Genomic DNA, 1,315 nt, shown 5'->3' on the forward strand with positions numbered 1-1,315 from the left:
GACCACCTGTTCCGAGGGAAGGCGACCACCGATTCCAGAGCAAGGCGACCACCGATTCCAGGCTGAAGCCGACCACTTGGCCGGTGCCTGTCGGAAGGGCGGTCGGCTTGGATCGGAATCGCTGGTCGCCTTGCTCTGGAACGGCTTGAGCGAGCCGCAGAGATCCTCCTCACGACCCGGTATCCTGACCTCCCAAGGAGGTTACGATGCCAGCGAGGAGACTACCGATGCGAAAGACGCGAGAGATTCTCAGACTGCTGTGGCACTTGAGATTTGGGGTTCGCAAGACCGCGCGCGCCTGCCAGAGGAGCCACGCGACCGTAGTGGAGTACCGCACTCGAGCCGAGGAGGCCGGGCTGGACTGGGCGCAGGTGGAGGCGATGGACGAGGTGAGCCTGGAGCGCCACTTGTTCCCGGCCACGGCGTGGCCGCCGCAGCGACCGCTGCCGGACTGGAGCGAGATCTATGTCGAGCACAAGAAGCCCGGAGTGACGCTGCAGCTGTTGTGGGACGAGTACAAGGCCGAGTACGGCGAGGACGGCTACCAGTACAGCCGTTTCTGCGAGCTGTACGGGCAGTGGCGCGGCCGGCTGGACCTGAGCATGCGCCAGCAGCACAAGGCCGGCGAGAAGCTGTTCGTGGACTACTGCGGGCAGACGGTGCCGATCACCGACCCGGCCACCGGCGAAACCCACCAGGCCGAGATCTTCGTCGCGGTGCTGGGCGCGAGTAACTACACCTATGCCGAGGCCACGCGCAGCCAGAAACTGCCCGACTGGATCGGCTCGCACGTACGCACCTTCGAGTTCCTCGGCGGCGTGTCGGAGCTGGTAATCCCCGACAACCTGAAGTCGGCGGTGGACAAGCCCTGCCGTTACGAGCCGGATGTGAACCGGACCTACCAGGATCTGGCGACCCACTACTCCACAGCGGTGCTCCCGGCGCGTGTGCGCAAGCCGAAGGATAAAGCGAAGGTGGAGGTCGGGGTTCAAATCGTCGAGCGTTGGATCCTGGCGTGCCTTCGCCACCGTCAATTCTTCTCTTTGAGCGAGCTGAACACGGCAATCCGCGGTCTGCTGGAGCGACTCAACAACAGACCGTTCCGCAAGCTACGCGGCAGCCGCCGCTCGCAATTCGAGGCCCTGGACCGCCCCGCTTTGAAGCCCTTGCCAGCGGCGAGCTTCGAGTACGCGGACTGGGCCAAGGGCCGCGTGGGACCGGACTACCACCTCGAGGTCGACGAGCACTTCTACAGCGTGCCCTACCAGCTCGTGGGCCAGGAGCTGGACGTGCGTTTCACCGCCTGTACGGTGGA

The 1,315-nt window shown here is 64.9% G+C and carries 1 protein-coding gene; it reads left to right on the top strand.

The features are described from left to right. Positions 1–227: 227 nt before the first annotated feature. On the top strand, positions 228–1,315 hold a 1,088-nt coding region (locus GY769_23965; protein ID MCP4204977.1), incomplete at its 3' end, for an IS21 family transposase.

The organism is bacterium, assembly GCA_024224155.1.
GTDB lineage: Bacteria > Acidobacteriota > Thermoanaerobaculia > Multivoradales > JAHEKO01 > CALZIK01.